Source organism: Alkanindiges hydrocarboniclasticus, from assembly GCF_001982605.1.
GTDB lineage: Bacteria > Pseudomonadota > Gammaproteobacteria > Pseudomonadales > Moraxellaceae > Alkanindiges > Alkanindiges hydrocarboniclasticus.
Genome location: NZ_MLCN01000023.1, coordinates 100413 through 117569, shown reverse-complemented (window position 1 = coordinate 117569; position 17157 = coordinate 100413). Strand labels below are relative to the sequence as shown.

General features: G+C 45.3%; 20 protein-coding genes and 1 pseudogene. 11 read left to right on the top strand and 10 right to left on the bottom strand.

The window, feature by feature from the left end:
• Positions 1 to 218: 218 nt before the first annotated feature.
• Complete coding sequence (locus BKE30_RS09450) at positions 219 to 1226, top strand: AraC family transcriptional regulator (RefSeq protein WP_076878343.1); 1008 nt, start codon at positions 219 to 221, stop codon at positions 1224 to 1226.
• Here BKE30_RS09450 and BKE30_RS09445 read toward each other — a convergent pair.
• Positions 1171 to 1926 carry a hypothetical protein gene (locus tag BKE30_RS09445; RefSeq protein WP_076878342.1) on the bottom strand — a complete coding sequence of 252 codons (756 nt, stop codon included), beginning with the start codon at positions 1924 to 1926 and terminating at the stop codon, positions 1171 to 1173. The genes BKE30_RS09450 and BKE30_RS09445 overlap by 56 nt on opposite strands.
• A gap of 129 nt (positions 1927 to 2055) precedes the next feature.
• Positions 2056 to 2859 carry an SDR family oxidoreductase gene (locus tag BKE30_RS09440; protein ID WP_076878341.1) on the bottom strand — a complete coding sequence of 268 codons (804 nt, stop codon included), beginning with the start codon at positions 2857 to 2859 and terminating at the stop codon, positions 2056 to 2058.
• 165 nt (positions 2860 to 3024) lie between these two features.
• On the opposite strand from BKE30_RS09440, the gene BKE30_RS09435 reads away from it, so the two are divergent.
• Positions 3025 to 5985 carry a valine--tRNA ligase gene (locus tag BKE30_RS09435; RefSeq protein ID WP_076878340.1) on the top strand — a complete coding sequence of 987 codons (2961 nt, stop codon included), beginning with the start codon at positions 3025 to 3027 and terminating at the stop codon, positions 5983 to 5985.
• A gap of 43 nt (positions 5986 to 6028) precedes the next feature.
• Here the strand turns inward: BKE30_RS09435 and BKE30_RS09430 are convergent, their stop codons facing one another.
• The 3 genes from BKE30_RS09430 to BKE30_RS09420 are packed head-to-tail and all read right to left on the bottom strand — an operon-like array spanning position 6029 to position 6961.
• Positions 6029 to 6313 (bottom strand): type II toxin-antitoxin system RelE family toxin, encoded by a 285-nt coding sequence (locus tag BKE30_RS09430; RefSeq protein WP_076878339.1) that lies wholly within the window; start codon positions 6311 to 6313, stop codon positions 6029 to 6031.
• On the bottom strand, positions 6303 to 6551 hold the full coding sequence (locus tag BKE30_RS09425; protein ID WP_076878338.1) for a type II toxin-antitoxin system Phd/YefM family antitoxin: 249 nt from the start codon (positions 6549 to 6551) through the stop codon (positions 6303 to 6305). The genes BKE30_RS09430 and BKE30_RS09425 overlap by 11 nt, the downstream gene beginning before the upstream one ends.
• A 2-nt stretch (positions 6552 to 6553) precedes the next feature.
• On the bottom strand, positions 6554 to 6961 hold the full coding sequence (locus BKE30_RS09420) for a hypothetical protein (protein ID WP_076878337.1): 408 nt from the start codon (positions 6959 to 6961) through the stop codon (positions 6554 to 6556).
• Positions 6962 to 7121: 160 nt separating this feature from the next.
• Here BKE30_RS09420 and BKE30_RS09415 point away from each other — a divergent pair, with 160 nt between their 5' ends.
• The 4 genes and pseudogenes from BKE30_RS09415 (at position 7122) to BKE30_RS09400 (ending at position 8340) form a co-directional block, all read left to right on the top strand.
• Complete coding sequence (locus BKE30_RS09415) at positions 7122 to 7394, top strand: type II toxin-antitoxin system Phd/YefM family antitoxin (protein WP_076878336.1); 273 nt, start codon at positions 7122 to 7124, stop codon at positions 7392 to 7394.
• Positions 7388 to 7810 (top strand): type II toxin-antitoxin system VapC family toxin, encoded by a 423-nt coding sequence (locus BKE30_RS09410; protein ID WP_076878335.1) that lies wholly within the window; start codon positions 7388 to 7390, stop codon positions 7808 to 7810. Before BKE30_RS09415 ends, BKE30_RS09410 begins: the two co-directional genes overlap by 7 nt.
• A 6-nt stretch (positions 7811 to 7816) precedes the next feature.
• Positions 7817 to 7936 (top strand): annotated as a pseudogene (locus BKE30_RS09405) (type II toxin-antitoxin system HigB family toxin); the annotation flags it as partial.
• Between the two features lie 2 nt (positions 7937 to 7938).
• The gene (locus tag BKE30_RS09400; RefSeq protein ID WP_076878334.1) at positions 7939 to 8340 is read left to right on the top strand and encodes a helix-turn-helix domain-containing protein; all 402 of its coding nucleotides are present in this window, start codon (positions 7939 to 7941) and stop codon (positions 8338 to 8340) included.
• A 66-nt stretch (positions 8341 to 8406) separates the two neighbouring features.
• Here the strand turns inward: BKE30_RS09400 and BKE30_RS09395 are convergent, their stop codons facing one another.
• Positions 8407 to 9168: a TIGR04219 family outer membrane beta-barrel protein gene (locus BKE30_RS09395; protein ID WP_083698524.1), complete on the bottom strand. Its 762-nt coding sequence runs from the start codon at positions 9166 to 9168 to the stop codon at positions 8407 to 8409.
• A 110-nt stretch (positions 9169 to 9278) separates the two neighbouring features.
• Positions 9279 to 9755: a hypothetical protein gene (locus tag BKE30_RS09390; protein ID WP_076878333.1), complete on the bottom strand. Its 477-nt coding sequence runs from the start codon at positions 9753 to 9755 to the stop codon at positions 9279 to 9281.
• A 106-nt stretch (positions 9756 to 9861) separates the two neighbouring features.
• On the opposite strand from BKE30_RS09390, the gene BKE30_RS09385 reads away from it, so the two are divergent.
• Positions 9862 to 10755 carry a 1-aminocyclopropane-1-carboxylate deaminase/D-cysteine desulfhydrase gene (locus BKE30_RS09385; protein WP_076878332.1) on the top strand — a complete coding sequence of 298 codons (894 nt, stop codon included), beginning with the start codon at positions 9862 to 9864 and terminating at the stop codon, positions 10753 to 10755.
• Positions 10756 to 10884: 129 nt separating this feature from the next.
• Entirely contained in the window at positions 10885 to 12030 is a 1146-nt protein-coding gene (locus BKE30_RS09380; RefSeq protein WP_406564680.1) for a BaiN/RdsA family NAD(P)/FAD-dependent oxidoreductase, read from the top strand.
• 109 nt (positions 12031 to 12139) lie between these two features.
• Here BKE30_RS09380 and BKE30_RS09375 read toward each other — a convergent pair whose 3' ends face one another.
• The gene (locus tag BKE30_RS09375; protein ID WP_076878331.1) at positions 12140 to 12676 is read right to left on the bottom strand and encodes a DUF421 domain-containing protein; all 537 of its coding nucleotides are present in this window, start codon (positions 12674 to 12676) and stop codon (positions 12140 to 12142) included.
• 573 nt (positions 12677 to 13249) lie between these two features.
• Here BKE30_RS09375 and BKE30_RS09370 point away from each other — a divergent pair.
• Both BKE30_RS09370 and BKE30_RS09365 read left to right on the top strand, forming a co-directional pair.
• Positions 13250 to 14437 carry an ammonium transporter gene (locus BKE30_RS09370; protein WP_076878330.1) on the top strand — a complete coding sequence of 396 codons (1188 nt, stop codon included), beginning with the start codon at positions 13250 to 13252 and terminating at the stop codon, positions 14435 to 14437.
• A gap of 192 nt (positions 14438 to 14629) precedes the next feature.
• A complete protein-coding gene (locus BKE30_RS09365; protein ID WP_076878329.1) occupies positions 14630 to 15151 on the top strand; it encodes a DUF421 domain-containing protein in 522 nt (173 codons plus the stop codon).
• 60 nt (positions 15152 to 15211) lie between these two features.
• Here BKE30_RS09365 and BKE30_RS09360 read toward each other — a convergent pair whose 3' ends face one another.
• Together BKE30_RS09360 and BKE30_RS09355 are read right to left on the bottom strand one after the other, a co-directional pair.
• A complete protein-coding gene (locus BKE30_RS09360) occupies positions 15212 to 15577 on the bottom strand; it encodes a DUF4870 family protein (RefSeq protein WP_227518383.1) in 366 nt (121 codons plus the stop codon).
• 46 nt (positions 15578 to 15623) lie between these two features.
• The gene (locus BKE30_RS09355; protein ID WP_076878328.1) at positions 15624 to 16361 is read right to left on the bottom strand and encodes a YARHG domain-containing protein; all 738 of its coding nucleotides are present in this window, start codon (positions 16359 to 16361) and stop codon (positions 15624 to 15626) included.
• Positions 16362 to 16530: 169 nt separating this feature from the next.
• On the opposite strand from BKE30_RS09355, the gene BKE30_RS09350 reads away from it, so the two are divergent.
• Positions 16531 to 17109 carry a DUF2306 domain-containing protein gene (locus BKE30_RS09350; protein ID WP_083698523.1) on the top strand — a complete coding sequence of 193 codons (579 nt, stop codon included), beginning with the start codon at positions 16531 to 16533 and terminating at the stop codon, positions 17107 to 17109.
• Positions 17110 to 17157: the final 48 nt, after the last annotated feature.

Sequence of the window (17157 nt, the reverse complement as noted above, 5' to 3'; positions counted from 1 at the left end):
GCAGTACCTGTGAGCAATGACGATAGTTGCCAGTTTGGCTGAACAAACTTGTCAGTTCGTATTTTGTCGCTAAATGAACTCAAATTAATCAGCCAGATATGCTATGGTAAAGCTGTAATACCAGTCTCTTGTAGCTTGGGTCTGTGCACCCAGCCTTGAGGTCTATACGACATTTACTTGTATTACATTCAAGCGCTTTAGAATTCCAGAGGTCGATGATGAACCGTGACACCATTAGCATTCACTTTGTCAACGCAGCCCTGACTGGCGTTCGCCGGATGGGTCTGGATGTCAATGCTTTATTGTCCCGGGCAGGTATTGAGCCGGAATTGCTAGGCCAGCCCAAAGCCCGTGTTTCCCCAGACCAGTATACCCGTCTGGCCCAGACCCTGTGGCTGGTGACACAAGATGAACACCTGGGATTTGATAGCCAGCCACGTAGGCTCGGCACGTTTTCCATTATGTGCCAGCTGATTATTCATGCCGGTACACTGGGCAAGGCGCTGGATTTAAGCGCTCAGTTTTATCGCCTGTTTGGTGATGACTGGGCGGTGAGTATTGAACGCGATACCCACGAAGCCCGCATGGTGACGCATATTCCACACAATCGCGACCCTGATCATTTTATTACTGAAAGCATGCTGATGATCTGGCATGGTTTGGCATCATGGCTGATCGAACGCCGTATACCACTGGAGCGGGTACAATTTGCCTATCCCCAGCCCAAGCATGCCGATGAATACGATGCCCTGTTTTTTTCACCGGTCACCAAGTTTGATGCCGTCCGTACCGAAATTACCTTTGCGGCCGATTATCTGGACTTGCCCATCCGGCAAACCGAAGCCAGCCTGCATGAATTTTTAAAGAGTGCCCCTGCGCAGTTACTGGTGAAATTTAAAAATGCCAGTTCGCTCACCTCACGCATTCGTGAAGTGCTTAAAAGTCATATCGGCGAAGAAATGCCCACCTTGAATGAAGTGGCTTCCATGCTTTACCTGTCACCGCAAACGCTGCGTCGCAGGCTGGCTGCAGAAGGCAAAAGCTATCAGGGCGTCAAGGATAACCTGCGCCGGGATACCGCCATTCACTTGCTGCTCAAGCCGGAACTATCCCTCGAAGATGTGGCACAACAGGTGGGTTTTAGTGAAACCAGTACCTTTCACCGCGCCTTCAAGAAATGGACGGGTGTAACGCCGGGCCTGTACCGACAGCTTCATGCCAGCTAAGCGGATGCGGAATAATAAACTGCTGCAAGTGGCCTGAGGCAGTTTGAAACAATGCCGGGTCCATGGCGTTGCCCAGCTTGCGCAGGCTTTTATAGGATAAAGCCGTGGTCATGTTCATGACGCCATCCAGGGTTTTATTGGCAATAAAGTTAAACTTCAGCAGTTCCTTGGGTTCTTTTAATAGCTTGGTGACGCCCACATCAATAATTTCGATCAGGCATTCGATGGCGTGCAATGCATTATCCGCTTTTAAGTCTTTTAGATCATTCAAGGCATCAAGGGCTTTTTGCGCCAGCATGTCGGGTATGGCATAAATCAGACAGGGAATGGCAGCACTATTAATGGAGCACTCATTAATCAGTTGGTGATAATGCGCAATCACCGGCTTTAAGCGCTTGGCATCAAACCAGCTGACTGCCCAGCCAAAGTACTTGCGAATAATGCCTTTGATTTCTTCTATATGGCTGAGTGACTCCTTAAAACTGGCAATTTTCTCCTCAGCCATTTCCTTGACATTGGCAAACTGCTGCACCATGTCGGTAAAAATATAATCAATAATGTGGCAAGTCGCTTCACTCATCAGTTTGCCAGCCTTTTCAGCAATTGAACTGTCATGCGCAACCGATGAGGTATGCAACTGTTCCAGCTCCTGCCGGATTACATCATTTAGCGGTAAGGCAACGGCGTACTGGGTTTCCATATAAAGTGCATCCTGTTTTTTAAATGTTGTGTTGTATTCCCTAAACTAAACGTATTGCAGTTGACCTATCCTTAACGTCAATTCATGAGCTTTCTTGCAAAACCAAAAGGGATTTCTCCAGAAGACTATTTAACGCACCTTGCTTTTCCGAATAATGCGATACATGAGTGGTGGGTACAGCCGTGACAGCCACACGCCCACTTTTTCCTTTAAACCACCAATCACAATGTATTCGCGGCCTGCCAAAAGCGCCTGTACCGCTTGCTCGGCAAACTCATCACTACTCATGGCATTGGCTTGTGCATCATCCATGCTACCCAACTGTTCACCATTGCCCTTTAAGGCAGCCACAGACACATTGGTTTTGACAAAACCGGGAAAAATCACTGACACCCGCAAGCCCTGATCCGCCAGTTCAGCGCGCAAGCTATTGGCCCACAAATGAATGGCACCCTTGGCCGCTGCATAACTGGCCCGATACTGGGTTCCCAGCAAGCCCGCCACGCTGGAAATAAACACCACATGCCCTGCACCTTGTTTGAGCATGCTCGGCAGTACCACACGGGTTAAGGCAACCGGCGCAAAATAATCAATTTCCATAATCTGGCGATCGGTATGATCCAGCGTATCGCAGATCAGCGCACGCTGGCTGACCCCTGCATTATTAATCAGGCAGTCCAGTCGGCCTTTTTTCTGGATCACTTCGCCATACGCAGCGGTCAGCGACGCATAATCAGTGACATCCAGCGGCAAAATCATGTGCTGCTCAGGATGTGTCAACTGGCGTGCCACCCGCTTGAGTTCTTCCTCATGCCGGGCACTAAGCACCACCTGCGCACCCAGTTTTGCAAACTGCCTGGCCAGTGCCTCGCCAATGCCGCTGGACGCACCGGTAATCCAAATGACCTGACCGCTCAGATTATCTGTATTCATTGATAGATTTCCCCGATCACCTGGCTATGGTTATGACAAAAGATCAATACCTTGTAAAGATCAATACGATGACTAAACAGGTTCCACTACGTTTAATCGCAAAAAGTGCACAAAATCCGCTACAATAGTTGCAATTTTTTTCAAACGATTTTCGGATTTTTGTCGATGACCACTACAGTTGACAACAGCGCAGCAGATAACAGCGCAGCTACAGGCAATCAGACAGAGAGCCAGCAAAACATTTCTACCACCTATGATCCGGCTGCCATTGAAGCACACTGGTATGAAGTCTGGGAAAAACAAGGCTATTTTAAGCCGCAAGGTGGTGCCAAGCCATTTACCATCATGATTCCACCGCCCAATGTGACTGGCAGCCTGCACATGGGTCATGGCTTTAACAATGCCATTATGGATGCCATGATCCGCTATCACCGCATGCTGGGTGACAACACACTGTGGCAACCGGGAACCGACCATGCCGGGATTGCCACGCAAATGGTGGTAGAGCGCCAACTGGCGGCACAAAACATCAGCCGTCATGACTTAGGCCGTGAAGACTTTATTAAGAAAGTCTGGGAATGGAAAGAAAAATCCGGTGGCACCATTACTCAGCAAATCCGCCGTCTGGGTTCTTCGGTAGACTGGTCACGTGAACGCTTTACCATGGACGAAGGCTTGTCCAATGCAGTAAAAGAAGTGTTTGTACGCCTGCATGAGGAAGGGCTGATTTACCGTGGCAAGCGTCTGGTCAACTGGGACCCGAAACTGCACACTGCCTTGTCTGACCTTGAAGTTGAAAATAACGAAGAACAAGGTTCGCTGTGGCACTTTAAATATTTCTTTGAAAATGACAGCACTGCCACCAGTAATGGTGATAATTATCTGGTGGTAGCCACCACGCGTCCTGAAACCCTGCTGGGTGATACTGCGGTTGCCGTGCATCCAGAGGACGAACGCTACAAGCACCTGATTGGACAAAATATCCGCCTGCCGATTACTGGCCGTCTGGTGCCCATTGTTGGCGATGACTATGTTGAAAAAGACTTTGGCACGGGCTGCGTAAAAATTACCCCGGCGCATGACTTTAACGACTATGAGCTGGGCAAGCGCCATAACCTGCCTTTAATTAATATCTTTAATAAGAATGCAGAAATTCAGGCTGAGTTTGAGTGGATTGAAAAAGCGGGCCAGCCAATTACCCAAACTCTTGCAGCACCAAGCGAATATGCCGGTGTGGAACGCTTTGCAGCACGTAAGAAGCTGGTAGCACAGGCCGAATCTGAGGGCTGGCTGGAAAAAATTGAGCTATACACCCTTAAAGCACCGCGCGGTGATCGTTCCGGTGTGATTGTTGAACCGCTGCTGACCGACCAGTGGTACGTGAAAATTGCCCCGCTGGCCGAGCCTGCCATTGAAGCTGTTAAAAATGGCGATATCAAGTTTGTGCCTGAGCAATACAGCAACATGTATATGGCATGGATGAACAACATTCAGGACTGGTGTATTAGCCGCCAGTTATGGTGGGGACATCGCATTCCGGCATGGTACGCGCAGGATGGTTCGGTTTATGTGGGTCGCAGTGAAGATGAGGTGCGCCAGAAATACAATCTGGGTAGCGATATCAGCCTGAATCAGGATGAAGATGTACTGGATACCTGGTTCTCCTCTGCCCTGTGGACGTTCTCAACGCTGGACTGGACAGGTGATGCCGCCAAGGATGCGGAAAATTATTTCTTAAAAACGTTCCATTCTACCGATGTGCTGGTCACTGGTTTTGACATTATTTTCTTCTGGGTAGCCCGGATGATCATGATGACGCTGCATTTTGTCAAAGATGAAAACGGTAAACCACAAGTGCCGTTTAAAACAGTATACGTACATGGTCTGGTGCGTGATGGCGAAGGCCAGAAAATGTCCAAGTCCAAAGGCAACGTGCTTGATCCGCTAGACCTTGTGGATGGTATTGATCTGGAAACCCTGATTGCCAAGCGCACCACCGGCCTGATGAATCCCAAGGATGCCGCCAAGATTGAAAAAGCCACCCGCAAGGAATTCCCGGATGGCATTAATGCCTATGGCACCGATGCGCTGCGTTTTACCTTCTGTGCGCTGGCCAACACCGGACGTGACATCAAGTTTGACTTAAAACGTGTGGAAGGCTACCGTAACTTCTGCAACAAGATCTGGAACGCCACCCGCTTTGTATTAATGAATGTGGAAGGTAAAACAGTTGGCCAAGCGCCACGCACTGACCTGTGGGAACTACCGGAACAATGGATTGTCAGCCGCCTGCAAAAAGCCGAAGCGGCCGTGCATAAAGCCTTTGCAGATTATCGTCTGGACATGGTGGCACAAACCATGTACGACTTTGTGTGGAATGAATATTGCGACTGGTATGTGGAACTGACCAAGCCGGTATTAAATAGTGATGAGGTAAGTGAGGAGCGCAAGGCCGAAGTGCGTCGTGTGTTGCTGGCTACGCTGGAAAGCAGCTTGCGTTTGCTGCATCCGCTGATGCCATTTTTGACTGAAGAAATCTGGCAAACCGTTGCGCCGATGATTGGTAAAAAAGCTGTTGATCACGATGACGCTACGATTATGCTGGCACCCTTCCCACAAGCCGAACAAGCCAAAATCAACGAGCAAGCCGAAGCCGATATGACCTGGCTACAGGGTCTAATTGGTGCGGTGCGGAATATTCGTGGTGAAATGGGCTTGGGTAACGCGCGCTTGCTACCTATATTGCTGAAAAACGTGAGCGATAAGGAGCGTGAGCAACTGGGCCGCATTGAGCCGCTGTTCAAAGCGCTATCCAAAGTGGAAAGTATTGAATTCCTGTCCAATGATCAGGAACCGCCGCTGTCGTCCAGTAGTGTAGTGGGTCAGGTTTCCATTTTTGTACCGATGAAAGGTTTGATTGATCCGCAAGCTGAAATTGGCCGCCTCACTAAGAAAATTGAGAAGCTGCAAAAGCAGTTTGATGTACTCAATGGCAAGTTGTCCAATCAAGGCTTTTTGGCTAAAGCGCCTGCCCATGTGGTAGACGCAGAAAAAGTGGTGTTGGCTGATTTGGCGGATCAATTGCAGAAACTAAATGCGCAGAAAGAGCAGTTAGCGGCGTTGTAATAAAAAATGGCTCTAGCTTAATTTTTAGCTAGGGTCATTGTGTTTATTGCCGATTATCAGCAGCTTTATAGACCTGATTATTCTCACGTCTACCAACTGCAACCACCAAAACAACTACTTCCTGATCTATCACCTCATAAACCAAACGATAACCAATACTACGTAACTTAATTTTATATCGGTTAGTTGATCCAGAAAGCTGATTCTTAGAAATTCTTGGATTTTCAAGAATCTGTCCCAGCTTCTTTTTTAACTGTTGCCTGATGGTGGGATTTAACTTTTCCCATTCTTTCTTTGCTTCTTCTAAAAACTCTAAATTATAAGTCATCAATGTTCACTCGAATGCGTTTTTGATTCGCACGAGCGTCTGCAATTGTGTTTAATTCTAAATCTTCAAGCTGCTCAATCATTTGCTCATATAGATCAGCAGGCACACAGTAAAATGCAGGCGTATTACGATTTAATATTGCTATCGGCTCACCCTGACCTGCTAACACTGTATCCATTGGGCTTTTCTTCAACTCAGTAATGCTTGCAGTCATTCGTGCATGAATTAATTGGGTCATGATTAAAGTCCTGTCCTAAAACTAGTATGAAATAAGCGTGGTTCAAGAAACTGAAAAATACGTTCTATAGTTAAGGAATTAAAAACAAATAGCCTTAATCTAAATATAATCCGTAATACAACATTAAATTGCTGGCTCCTTTTAACCTCTTTACTCTTAAGTAAGGCAATACATTTTATATATCGAACAGCTATATAAGGTGCAACAAGATAATTTGAGTCTTGCCCTTCAACAGCTTGAAAAGCTTTTGATATGGCAACGGAAATTTTATCCGCATTATAATAAGAGACTTCACCGTTACTTTTTTTTACTCGAAGTCCTTTAGGGCTACGCTCAGCTAACTCGCGCTCAATCTCATCCAGCCTATCAAAAGCATCTGTTAATTCATTAATGAGCCGCTCTGAACCCATGTTTATATCCAATTTATCAATCTTCGAACTAATGATAACACACTTAAAAGAATCTTTAAAAGTGCTTTTAAAAGATATTTAAAAGAGTTGATTGTATGAGTTTGCTTAAACCACAATCTAAGCGTACAATCCAAATGTACACTTAAAAGAGGGAACTCTTATGACCGCCATTCCTTTCACCCAAGCACGTGCCCATCTTGCCGATCTCATCGACCAGAGCAAGCAAGGTGAAAAAGTCTTTATTTCCCAACGCGGCCAGACTACTGCTGTTTTGATGTCTGTTCCAGAATATCAAAAACTAACAGGTCAGCCTTCAGATATTGCGGAGAGCCTTAATGATTGGCGGGAAAAATTCAAAGATGAATTAAATAATTTTGACGAAGATTTTATCCTTGAGCGCGATCAGTCTGAAGGGCGGGATTTCTCTTGGTAAGTCAGGTTAGCCTGTTATTGGACACCAATATTATTTCAGAACTGGTTAAGGCTGAACCTAAGTCTAATGTTTTAAAGCAATTCCAGAGTTATAAAAACGAAATAGCCATTCCAAGCCTAGTCTGGCATGAGCTACGCTTTGGCTGGTTAAGAATGCCCGACAGCAAACGCAAGCAATCTATTGGCCTCTTTCTTCATGATGTGGTAAGTCTTCTTCCTATACTGCCCTACGATACGATAGCGGCAAAAATTCATGCAGAAATTAGAGTTGAAGCACACAAAAGTGGTAAAACTCTGCCATTTGCAGATGGTCAGATTGCGGCTATTGCAATGTCACAGGGTTTAAGTCTGGTTACTCGCAATGCCAAGGATTTTGAAGCAATTGCAGGAATACGACTTATAAATTGGTTTGAATAAAGTAGAGAAATTAGCGGTAATAAAATTCGCTTGATTGCTGTGGTGAAATTTCAGGGCAAGCGTGTATACATTCGGCATATTCTCTCTTATAAGGAATATGATCAAAATAAATGGAAAGAGGGCTAAGTATGAACACGATGGTAAAACAAGCGATTGAACACTGGCAGTTTATTGCACCCGTGCTTACGCCACCCACCAATAAAATCGAATACGAAACACTCGCGGCCACTTTGGATGAGTTATTAGATACGGTAGGTGATGACGAAAATCACCCTTTATCTGGCCTAATAGATCGGATTGGTGATGTCATTGCCGCCTACGATGAGGTGCATTACCCTATTCCTGACGCTGCACCGCATGAGGTACTAGCGTTTTTAATGCAACAGCATGCTTTATCCCAGTCTGATTTGCCAGAAGTTGCTGGACAATCGGTTATTTCAGAAATTTTGAATGGTAAACGCAAGCTGAACCTGAATCATATCAAGGCGCTATCAAAAAGATTTGGCGTACCTGCCGAAGTCTTTATTTAAAAATATCAATAAAAAAGCCGATCACTCTTAGAAGTAATCGGCTTTTTATATTAGGCGACTAAAAGATTAAAAATGTGCTTCCAAACCAACATAAGGCCCTTTCGCTTCAATCTTGTCAAAGCTACTGTTTGAATCATCATCAAAGTTGACAGTCATGGCGCGGTAGCCAAACTTTACGCCTAGATCCAGCGCAATATTCTGGATAAAGTTATATTTCACTTCGGCATTGATATCACTAAAGTCGGCATCACTATTTTGGCCTGCCATTACTTCGGCTTTGGCACTAAAACCGGTAAAGGGCAACTTGCCGCCCGCAGCCACATATAACGCAGGCAAGGTTTCATCGTAATTATTTTTAACCACAGCACCTGCATTACCGACGGTTAACCGCACCGCATCCTTGGTGTTCACCCGCTTTACCCCAAGACCGGCATCAATGCTAACGATATTATCCAGAATTTCGTAATAGCCCAGTGCATCCAGCGTTTGTACACCTACTGATTGATCAATGGTATAAAGCGCATTGCCAGAGCTTTCAGTATTGCTAAAGTCGCTATAACGCAACTTGATGTTAGGCACAAACGGGACAGGATGTTCAAAAGCCAAATTGTACACGGCATTAAACTTGTCATCCGACTGCCCCGCGCTATCTTCTGCCTTGGTATACATGCCATCCACACCCGCATACAAACCAATAAAATCAGCCTGCGCAGTGGTGCTACCTAGCGCCAACAATGCAACGGATAACACATAGCCACTGGCACCAATAGCCGAACTCTTAGCTGCTAACTTTCTAAAACCTGATTTACCAACAATTAATTTCATCATTATTTTTCCACTTTAAAACTTAAAAAATCATCAAGCCGCGCGATATTAGCCTAAACCTGCAAAACATCAATATTTTTATCATGTCGCGTTTTTAAGCAAAAAAATCGCTGTTACGATTTCACCGCATCCTTAAATTCAGGCCAGTTTTGCAAAAATTGCTGCGCATACGGTGGCTCTTTACTCAGCAATTGATCAAGCTGCTGATGAATAGCAAACAACAGCAAAATATCCAGCTCCACCAGATTGGCAGTTTGCCCCTGTTCGACATAACGCGCTTGGCGTTGGTGCTGGGCGGCTTGCACAATAATGGCCATGGCATCATCACTGCTAAATACCGAATAGGCCTGTAACCGAAGCTCCAAGGCTTGCCAGCTTTTGGCTAGTCGCTCAAAGGTGATCAAATCCGCTTGGGTGGCGCGCCAGGAGATCTGATTAATATCCTGGTTTTCTGGAATAACAGGTTCCAATAAATCAGTAGTACTTAAAAACACCTTTTTTAATGCCATCACCAAGGCAATATCTTTTGCACCACGGCCTAAGTCGGCAGTCACTTGTTTATGGAGGTCTGTCAGGTAGACGTTCAGCATAGATCATCAGTACTCATAAAATAGCCGCTATTGTAACCAACAATCGTGGCGAATATGACGAATTAATTTTAAACTTCTATCCCTATCCTTTTTATACGTTGTTGATATGCGATTTGATGCCAACAATAGCGTTAATGAACAACTAGACATCCCGTTTCCAAACAACATCAGCGTTTTTATCAAACGTGAGGATTTACTGCATTCACAGATTTCTGGCAACAAATTTCGCAAGCTTAAATACAACCTGATAAAAGCTCGACAATTAAATCAACGTACCTTGCTGACGTTTGGCGGGGCATATTCCAACCATATTGCAGCGGTGGCAGCGGCAGGTCATGAATTTGGCTTTAACACCATTGGCATTATTCGCGGTGAAGAACTGCTTGGTAAAATTAATGACAACCCAACGCTTAGACTCGCCCAGCAACAGGGCATGCGGCTTGTATTTATTAGCCGTGCGGATTATCGCCGCAAAACCGAGCCAAATTTTATTCAAGCGCTACAAAATCAGTTTGGCGAATTTTACTTAATTCCAGAAGGTGGAACCAATGCGCTGGCGGTGCAAGGCTGCACTGAAATATTGACTGCACAGGACAAGCAACAATTTGATTATATCTGCTGCGCGGTTGGAACTGGAGGCACCATTGCAGGCCTTATTGAATCCAGCACGGATCAGCAAATGGTTTTAGGCTTTCCGGCACTTAAAGGAGATTTTTTGCAGGCAGAAATCCAGCAATGGACGCAAAAAACCAACTGGGAGCTTATACCGGGCTATCACTGGGGCGGTTATGCCAAAACCACGCCTGCGCTTTTACAATTTGTGCAGGATTTTTATGGGCAGAACGGTATTGAGATTGAACCTGTTTATACCGGAAAAATGCTGTTTGGTATTTTTGATTTAATCCAGCAAGGTTATTTTCCAGCCCATAGCCAGATTCTGGTAATTCATACTGGTGGATTGCAGGGTAATTTGAGTACACGTTTTAATCTTTCTCCGTAAACGCTGATAAGATAAATTTTTGCGGTTTAAACAACTGCTTCTCGCTTATAATTCAGCTTTTATATTGCTGTGAAAATTTCCGTGCTACAAACTGATGTGATTGTAATTGGTGCTGGTGCTTCAGGCTTGATGTGTGCGGCTGTGGCTGCCAAACGGGGCCGCCGGGTGCTGGTGCTGGAGCGCGCCAACAAGGTCGGCAAAAAAATCCTGATGTCTGGTGGTGGACGCTGTAATTTTACCAACCTGTATGTCGAGCCGGAAAATTTTCTGTCGCACAATCCGCATTTTGTGATTTCTGCCTTAAGCCGCTATACCCAGTGGGATTTTCTGGGGCTGGTCGGCGACTATAAAATTGCGTATGAAGAACGCAAGCACGGCCAGTTGTTTTGCTTGAACAGCGCCAAGGATATTTTAAATATGCTGCTGGCCGAATGCGAGAAAACTGGCCAAGTGACGATTCAAACCAGCACTGAAATTGACAGCGTACAAACCAGTAATCATGGGCAATTTATCCTCAGTACCAATCTGGGCAGCTATCAGTGTGAATCGCTAGTGGTAGCCAGTGGCGGTTTGTCTATTCCTACACTAGGCGGCTCAGGGTTTGGCTATGAGTTAGCCAAACAGTTTGGTCATCAGGTCTATCCTACCCGTGCTGGCCTGGTGCCGTTTACCTTTTCCAACCAGTTTAAGGCCGTCACCGAGCGCCTGTCTGGCAATGCACTGGATGTGACCTTAAGCAATACAGAAGCCGAATTTACCGAAGCACTGCTGTTTACCCATCGTGGCTTAAGTGGCCCCAGTAGCTTACAGCTGTCCAATTACTGGCAAGTTGGCTCACCTATTTCTATCAATTTTTTTCCAGCGTTGAATCTTAGCCAGTGGCTGATTGACAAAAAACAGGCGCAGCCCAAATCACTGCTACGCACCGTGCTTAGTGAGATTATGGCCAAAAGTATTGTGCTGGAACTTCAGCAACTGGTCTGGCCACAGCATAGCGACACGGCGCTGGGGCAATTACCGGATGCCGTGTTGCAACAAATTGCCGGACAACTACACCAGTTTGAGCAGAAACCGTCAGGTACCGAAGGCTACCGCACTGCAGAAGTCACACTGGGCGGTGTAGATACCACCGAGTTGTCTTCCAAAACCATGGAAAGTAAAAAGCAAAAAGGCCTGTATTTTATTGGTGAAGTAATGGATGTGACAGGGCACTTGGGAGGCTTTAATTTCCAGTGGGCATGGGCATCCGGGGTAGCTGCCGGCCAAGTGGTATAAAGCAGAGCTATAACTTTGCCAACACAATGGCAAATCAAATTAATCTGCTTAACTGCGCCCCAGTGCAGTGCCCCAGTAAATGAGTTTATTTTTACCTTAAAAGATATATTCACTCAGGGGGAAACATCTGCTTCGGTGGATAGTTGGGCACATTTGGGTTAATGCTGTCGGCCAGTTTTCCGGTTTTTGAAATAACGCTAAAGCTGCCATCAGTTTCCAGTATTACTGCCTCAACCTCCTGCAGGTGGGCAATGCCTTGCGCCCGTACTGCGGCCCCAATTTCATCTGCTGAAATACGCTGCTCCTTCATGGCCAGATCAATGGTTTGCCCATGGTAAAACAATAAGGTTGGGCGGCTTTTGATGACAGACCTGAATTTTTGCGAGCGTACTGAACAAAAAGAAAGAATGTATTGCAGGGAAATAAGCACTGTAAAGGCCACAATCCCTTCAATCAGGGTCACATCCTTGGATAACAGGATCGTCGCCAGTGTCGAGCCTAATGCAAAAGTAATCACCAGATCAAAGGCATTCATTTTGGTTAAGGTTCGCTTACCCGACACCCGTAACAGAAAAATCAGCGCAATATAAGCCAGTATACCAACGACAATGACCGGCCCAAATCCTGCCAGGATTGAAAAAACCACGCGCTAACAGACATCGTTAAATCTCCTCCCTTGATATAGTGTCATCAAGTGCTTAATAAACTTAAGGTCGCACTGCAAATAAGTTGCATCTCAGTTGGATTACAAACTCGTCTATAAACCTTAAAGCCATTAGGCCTTATTTTTGGTTATAAAATGCTGTGGTTAATTGATATTTCCGTGTCCTGCACCTACATTCACAATTTGCTTTATTAGGCTTATTTGCATTTTTAGGATGACTGTCAGATTAGGTTGTGTAAAACCAGTTTTATTTCTAGTATTCAGTTTTTAGTTTTCAATGCTCAAAAATGAATCAATTTTGATCCAGAATAGACCATTTACTCGCGCACCATTTTGGTATTTTTTTGCACTAATCCGGCCATTTTTTGCACCAATACAAGACCAGCACCAAAGCAGTTCAAATTTATGTCTAAACAAAATTTTTTAATTTTTAAAAAAATTTATTAATTATCAATATAATAAAAGCTTATAAAAATTTTGGCATTACAATTGATATACATTAGCCAGTAATAAATAAGCAACGCCTTTTAAAACCGTTTTGGAACAGGTTCATTTATGACCAGCAATGACGTTTTATTTCTCCTTATGGGTGCTATTTTGGTGCTGGCGATGCATGCCGGATTCGCATTTCTGGAAGTGGGCACTGTCAGGACAAAAAATCAGGTTAATGCCTTAAGCAAAATCCTTACTGACTTTGCAGTTTCAACCATTGCCTACTTTTTTATTGGTTATTATGTGGCCTATGGGACGCATTTTATGCATGCCGATACGGCACTGACCGCCGAGCATGGCTATCACCTGATCAAATTCTTCTTCCTGCTGACCTTTGCTGCTGCCATTCCTGCCATTATTTCTGGCGGTATTGCTGAACGTGCCAAGTTCCGTCCACAAACCATTGCCACGTTTACGATTGTGGCGCTGATTTATCCATTTTTTGAAGGTATTGCGTGGAATGGTCATCTGGGCATTCAGGACTGGCTACTGCGTACTTTTGGTGCCAATTTCCATGATTTTGCGGGCTCAGTGGTGGTACATGCCATGGGTGGATGGATTGCCCTGCCCGCGATTCTTCTGCTGGGTGCGCGTCAGGGTCGTTACGGCAATGGTGGTAAAATTTCGGCACACCCCCCTTCGTCCATTCCTTTTCTAGCACTGGGTGCATGGATTTTGATTGTCGGCTGGTTTGGCTTTAATGTCATGAGCGCCCAGAAAATTGAAGGTATTTCCGGTCTGGTGGCGGTTAATTCGCTTATGGCCATGGCTGGTGGCACACTGGTCGCCAATATGCTGGGCAAGAATGATCCCGGCTTTTTGCACAATGGCCCCTTGGCCGGTCTGGTAGCCATTTGTGCCGGTTCCGATGTGGTACATCCATTGGGCGCACTATTTATTGGCGGGATGGCTGGTGGCCTGTTTGTCTGGCTATTTACCTTTACCCAAAACCGCCTGCGTATTGATGATGTGCTGGGTGTCTGGCCGCTGCATGGAGTTTGTGGTGCTTTTGGCGGCTTGGCCGTTGGGATTTTTGGCTTACAGTCGCTGGGTGGACTGGGCGGTGTTTCATTAATGTCACAGCTTATTGGCACAGGCCTTGGAATCAGCATTGCATTGCTTGGCGGCTTTGTGGTGTATGGCGTTTTAAAGGCAACCATAGGCATTCGCTTAAGCCCTGAAGAAGAATATAACGGTGCTGATTTAAGTATTCACCGCGTTTCATCCACTTACGACCAAAACCTGTTTTAATCCTTTAGGCATTTTATTGTCGTAAGGCACGTATTATCCAAAGCCGTGCTGGTCAGTTGCAGCATGGCTTTTTCTATTGGAGTTTTTATACAGATGTTCCGTGTGGGTTACCGGATAGCAACCAATTGCCTTCATTTTTTAATCTGTTCTTAATCCATAATTTATGCCATCACAATAAATAGAGCAGTCAACATGGACTGGAGTAGCGTTTTTTCCTTTGACACCCCAGTGCTGGAAATTATTGTCCGTGGCACAGTCATGTACTTGTCCCTGATTATCCTGATGCGGCTGATTTTAAAGCGACAGGCTGGTGGCATGGAAACCGGTGATTTGCTGCTGGTGATTCTGCTGGCCGATGCCTCGCAAAACGGGATGGCGGGAGAATACAGAACAGTCCCCGACGGCCTGATTCTGGTAGCCACCCTGATGTTCTGGAACTTCTTTTTAGACTGGCTTAGCTACCATTTTCGCTGGTTTGAGCGGCTGATGGATGCAGAGCCACTGATCCTGATCCGTAATGGCAAAATGCTGCATCGCAATATGCGCCGGGAATTTGTAACACAGGCTGAGCTGTTAAGCCAGTTACGTGAGCAAGGCATTGAAAACATTGAACAGGTTAAAAAAGCTTTCATGGAAAGTGACGGCAAGCTGAGTGTGATTGAACAGCAAAAGCGTAACAATCAGCAGGCCAAGCCCAGGGAAAAACAAACCTGAGCATGGGCTACGCCTTAATGTTTAGAGCTGGCTTTTAGCGTAATACGGTACTGGCTTTGATTATTCAATACTGCGACGTTCATTAAAGGCCAGAAACCCTTTAACCATACGGTAGATGTACCACAGGGTTAAAACAAACAGGATAACGTAGCCAATCAGGAGAAAACGGGTAAGTGTGCCAATAATACCTACGATTAACACACACCAGAAGGTTTTAATTTGCCAGTCAAAGTGTGTGTGCAGCCATGTTCCCCTAACGTCATCCTGCTTTACATAGTTGATAATAATGGCAATAATTGCAGTAATCCCGGAAAACAGCCCCAACGCATAGAGGATATAAATAATCAGGGTAAGCTGGCGGTTACTGTCCAGTTTTTGCAGGTTTTGTGAATACTGTGGGTGTATTGGATCATGGTTATTCATCATCGTTCTTCCTTTTTTGAAAATGACTGCTACTCAACACTAAAAAAGACTAGCGCCCCCAGTCGAGCTCCACGTTTTCAGCGTAGGGTTCCATCAGTTTGATACGCCGGATATTTTCCTGCTCAATTTTGCTCAGTTGCTTGTCAACATTTAAAGCGCACGGGATATACCAGTCCTGATGGGCAAACAGGCTGGCAATGACTTTATTGCTAAATGAGTAATTATGGCGCGCATAAATTTCATTACGCATGTATTGCAACTCTTGCTTGCTAATTTGCAAATCACTATCTTTGAGTAAACGTCTGGATGCTTGCGGATATTGCCCTGCACTAGCTTGATAACCACATTGCTGGGGAGCAAGCTCAAAAAACTTCGGTTTAATCCCTGCTGCATTAGCCTGCCATGATCCTTCCAGCACCTTGGGCTTGGTTAAATCCAGATGCAGCTTAAATACACCTGCGCTTTGTGGCTTACCCGTTTCACGCGCCATAATGGTGTATTTGTTGGCTCCTGCTGGCTGTATGATACCTGTAAAATTTTGCTTGTTTGCGCCCAAAATACTGTAGCCTTTAACCTGCCCCTGCTGAATATGATCTATAAAAAAACCAATGCGACGCTCATCAAAACTGCCCGTCCAGCTAGTGGCAAACTGATTTAAAGCGGTGTGGCTTAAAGCAGTAGTGCTGGCTGCATAGACCGGGCTGGCAAGCAGGCCAAGTAACAGTAGGCTAAAGCTGTGAGCTTTATTATGGCGGCTGTTGTCGTGGCAGTTGTTGTGATTGCTCATATAACTATTCTCATGTTAATTTTCTGCTTTAAAGCTTTACAAACCAGCGGGCTTGTTGAAAATAAAAATTCTTTCATTGTTATCCAGTTTTTAAATGACCCACCTTAAAATATATTACAACATCATAATATTTGTTCTGTTGGGCATTTTTATCTGGCTTTGCGCGCTGATGATAAAAATCTGCCTCAGCTATTTTCCATGGTCCGATACGCAAGGTTTTTTGGCTTTAAAACAGGATGTGGTGCATTTTCTGCCATGGCAAATTGCCTTTAAAATCCATGTGGTCTTTAGCAGTTTTATTTTGCTGGCTGGCTTTACCCAGTTCTGGCCTGTGGTTAGACAGCGTTTTCCCGTATGGCACCGGCGGCTGGGCTGGCTCTATATCCTGACGGTACTGGGTTTTGCAGCACCCAGCGGCTTAGTTATGGCGTTTTATGCTGCTGGCGGATTAGTCACGCAGGTTTGTTTTATCATTTTAGGCTTGTTATGGATGGCCAGTACGCTACTGGCATTACAATACGCCGTGCAAAAAAACTGGTCCCAACACCGTAACTGGATGATCCGCAGCTTTGCACTGTCATTATCCGCCTTGAGTTTACGTTCATGGAAACTCATTTTGTATCAATTCGCGCCTTATGTAGATGGTCTAACGCCAAAGCTGATTTATCAACTGGAAGCCTGGCTGGGCTGGGTAATTAACTTACTGATTGCCGAACTAATTATTTATTATCTTAGCCGTAAAAAATAGCTTTTCCATATTGAAAAACCGCTGACGAATCAGCGGTTTCTGGTTTGC